At 43.8% G+C, this 3,479-nt stretch carries 3 protein-coding genes; all 3 read right to left on the reverse strand.

From position 1 onward, the window contains the following. The coding region (locus tag BUB22_RS15870) for a restriction endonuclease subunit S (protein ID WP_217650385.1) at positions 1 to 582 on the reverse strand (582 nt) is incomplete at its 3' end. A 4-nt stretch (positions 583 to 586) separates the two neighbouring features. Beyond that, a complete protein-coding gene (locus BUB22_RS15875) occupies positions 587 to 1,303 on the reverse strand; it encodes a GIY-YIG nuclease family protein (RefSeq protein WP_073115537.1) in 717 nt (238 codons plus the stop codon). A 2-nt stretch (positions 1,304 to 1,305) separates the two neighbouring features. Next, positions 1,306 to 2,856, reverse strand: a complete 1,551-nt coding sequence (locus BUB22_RS15880) for a type I restriction-modification system subunit M (protein WP_073115533.1) — start codon at positions 2,854 to 2,856, stop codon at positions 1,306 to 1,308. Positions 2,857 to 3,479: the final 623 nt, after the last annotated feature.

The raw sequence follows: 3,479 nt of genomic DNA on the forward strand, positions 1-3,479 counted from the left end.
TGCTGTAAGCTCTGCTGTAAGCTCTGCTGTAAGCTCTGCTGTAAGCTCTGTAAACTTATCTAATATATTCGCTATTTCTCTTTGAATTTCAAGTGGAGGAATAGGAATTTGCACCTTTTTCATTCGTTCTTTTGAAACATTAAATCTTGTTACACCGCTAGCAGTCTTTATAAGTTGCTTGCGAAGTTCATTCGAACGGAAAAGGTATTTTGTAAATTCAGGTTCAAAAAGCTCTTTATCAAAAAATCGGAAGCCAAACGAGAAACTGTTAAGGTAAAGCTTTTCATTTGTTTTATCGCATAGAACAGAAGACATCCCACATTCATCAGGCGTTTCGGATGAACCAGTAAATAGAACATCTCCGTATTCTATTGTGTGTTGCTTTTCTCCATCCGAAATTTTCACCTTTTCATCAGTATCTAAGTTTAGTTTAAGATTGGAATACACATTCATATAGGTGATGAATTTTGCATTTCCATCTTTGAAATCTTCTTTCGATTTACCTGTAAGCCCACCGTAAAAATCACCCAGTTCTCCAAGAGTCTTGACTTCTACACCATTGGGGCAGAGTTTCTTTATCATCTCATCAATTTTGCTCATCATCTGCCTCGTTCGCTGTTTGCCGCTGTGCGGCCATATAGTCAGCCTTAATATCCTTTAGTAGCTTACCATCAAAAGTGAAATAAGCAGGGCCTTGATACCCCTTCCACCTTTTACCAGTTCGTTCTACCATTAGATTTTCGCTTAACTTGCTAAGAGAAATCTTTTCTCCTTTATATTCAACATTACCATCAGCAAGGGTTTTGACCTGGATTGTATCATCATATTTGAATTTAAGAGTGCTTCCGAGAGGAATGCCGCATTTCTCAAAATCAAACCGCTTACTTGCTTTGGAAACAGTCTTGTCATCGTTAGATGTTGATGAGGCATCCTCTATCATTTCATCAGTAGTCCACTTTTCGTTTTTCCAAAGACGCTTTTCTGTTCCACTAATAGTTGCAATGTCTTCGAGAATAGCCCAGGCCTTTTCAGGCGACATTTCAAAAAACTCTCTTTTGCGTTCGTGCCCTTTTACCACATCGGAAACACGCAATTCATCGTCAAGTCTTTCAATGAGCTTATGCAGTATTTTGTCGGCATTTTCGCCTGCAGTCTCATAAGTCCCATAAAGACGAAACGCCTTAGGAGTCCAAGTGGAGGAATTGGCGTCATTGAGCCTTTTTTGTGGGTCTGTCGCACTTCCAATCTTGACATATTTGGAAAATGACGGATTTGTAAAAATGTAGATGAAGTTTTTTACCATTTTTACCTCCTCAAGTCGGCGATGATTTTGTCAATAGCCTTACGCAATTCGTTTTCCCGCTTGACAATATCTTCGATGTCTTTGTTGAGCTGGTCAATATCGACCTTTTCACGGGTGTCCTTCTGCTCCACATAGGTCGAAACAGAAAGATTGAAGTCCTGTTCGGCAACTTCGTCAATGGAGACCAGCTTCGCTTCGTATTTCTTGTTCTTGCGTTCCACCAAGCGATTGATGATATTCTCGATATTCTCGTCCGAGAGCTTGTTGGCGTTCGTAACCTTGACACATTCCTTGCTTGCATCTACAAACAGAATCTTGTTATCCTTCTTGGATTTCTTCAAGACCATAATGCAAGTGGCTATGCTCGTGCCGAAGAACAAATTGTCAGGCATCTGAATGATGGCATCCACATAGTTGTTATCTACGAGGTATTGCCTAATCTTCTTTTCCGAACCACCACGATACATAATGCCAGGGAAACACACCACTGCAGCCGTTCCGTCCGTAGAAAGCCACGAAAGAATGTGCATCACAAAAGCCAAGTCCGCCTTGGATTTCGGAGCAAGAACACCAGCTGGGGCAAATCGTGGGTCATTGATTAACAGCGGGTTGTCATCCCCGTCCCACTTGATTGAATACGGAGGATTTGACACGATTCCGTCAAACGGTTCATCGTCCCAATGCTGCGGGTCAGTAAGGGTATCTCCATGAGCAATGCTGAACTTGTTGTAGTTCACATCATGCAGGAACATATTGATTCTTGCAAGGTTGTAGGTGGTCAAGTTCTTCTCTTGGCCGAAGAAACCCTTACGCACACCGTCCTTACCAAGCACCTTACGGAACTTCAACAGCAATGAAGCGGAACCCACAGCGGGGTCATAAGCCTTGTTCAAATACTTCTTACCGATGGTGATAATGCGAACCAACAGTTCAGATACTTCTTGAGGAGTGAAGAACTCGCCACCGCTCTTGCCCGCATTACTCGCATACATGGCCATCAAATATTCGTAGGCATCACCAAAGGCATCAATCGTATTGTCCTTGTAATCGCCCAACTTCATATCAGCTATGCCGTGCATCAGTTTACGGAGCATCTTGCACTTGTCAGCAACCGTCTTGCCCAACTTGGTGGAGTTCACATCAAAGTCATCAAACAATCCGTCAAGGTCAGGTTCAGAGGGTGTTCCCTTCGCAGAAGCTTCAATCCCCTTGAAGACACTTTCCAAGGTTTCGTTCAGGTTCTCGTCCTTGTCCGCCTTGTCCAAAACATTGCAGAATAGTTGACTCGGCAAGATAAAGAAACCCTTTTCTTTCACCAAATCATCCTTGGCTTGCTTCGCTTCCTTGTCGGAAAGCTTCGCATAGTCAAAGCCCTTGGCTTCCGTGGCATTGATGTAGTTGGTTATATTCTCGGAGATGTAACGGTAGAAGAGCATCCCAAGCACATACTGCTTGAAATCCCAGCCATCAACCGCCCCACGCATTTCATCGGCAAGCGCCCAAATCGCACGGTGGAGTTCGTTCCGTTCCAACTCTTTTTTGTTGTCAGCCATAAAGTATATCCTTGAAACAGCCAAAAGTTTTTGGCTTTCTTAACAGTTAAAACTTAATTAAAGTTTGCCCCAAAGAAGAGCTTGACTTTAGCCACACCTCGCAATTTTAAAGGGCATAGAGCCAATTTCGCTCCACAGGGGCAACCTAGATAGGCGGAAACCCTGAAGATAGCCGAATCAGGCGCCCCCCCCCCCTAAAAAATTTTTCAGCCCCCCCCCTATATCAGATTTTTTTCGGAATCGAGTGTTCAAGTAGTTAGTTAATTTCAAATTTTTAGGACAAACTTTACATTCTGTTTTTGCCCCCCCCCTCCCTCAATAAAGTCCCCACTCCCAATAGGAATTTGGATTCCCCCCTGGGGCTTATACTTTTTTAGTTCAACTCCCCTATACACCCCTTAAGGGCGCCTCCCCAAAAAACACCCCCTTGCCTTGCTTTGCATAGGCTTTATTTGTCCTTGCCTTGCTTTGCATTGGCCTCGCCTTATTTTGCCCTCCTTGGCCTTGTTTTGGCGGCCTTTTGGGGCGACCACGATACCCCCCCCATATTACGAAACGTCAAAGAAGAGGTCTCTGACATCCCCCCCTATATCAAGAAGAGGCTACCACCCTATATGGTTTTG

This window comes from Fibrobacter sp. UWCM (assembly GCF_900129735.1).
Classification (GTDB): Bacteria; Fibrobacterota; Fibrobacteria; order Fibrobacterales; family Fibrobacteraceae; genus Fibrobacter.

Excerpts from the sequence above, each read along its gene's own strand:
- BUB22_RS15880 (WP_073115533.1), bottom strand. The coding sequence starts at position 2,856 with ATGGCTGACAACAAAAAAGAGTTGGAACGGAACGAACTCCACCGTGCG.
- BUB22_RS15875 (WP_073115537.1), bottom strand. The coding sequence starts at position 1,303 with ATGGTAAAAAACTTCATCTACATTTTTACAAATCCGTCATTTTCCAAA.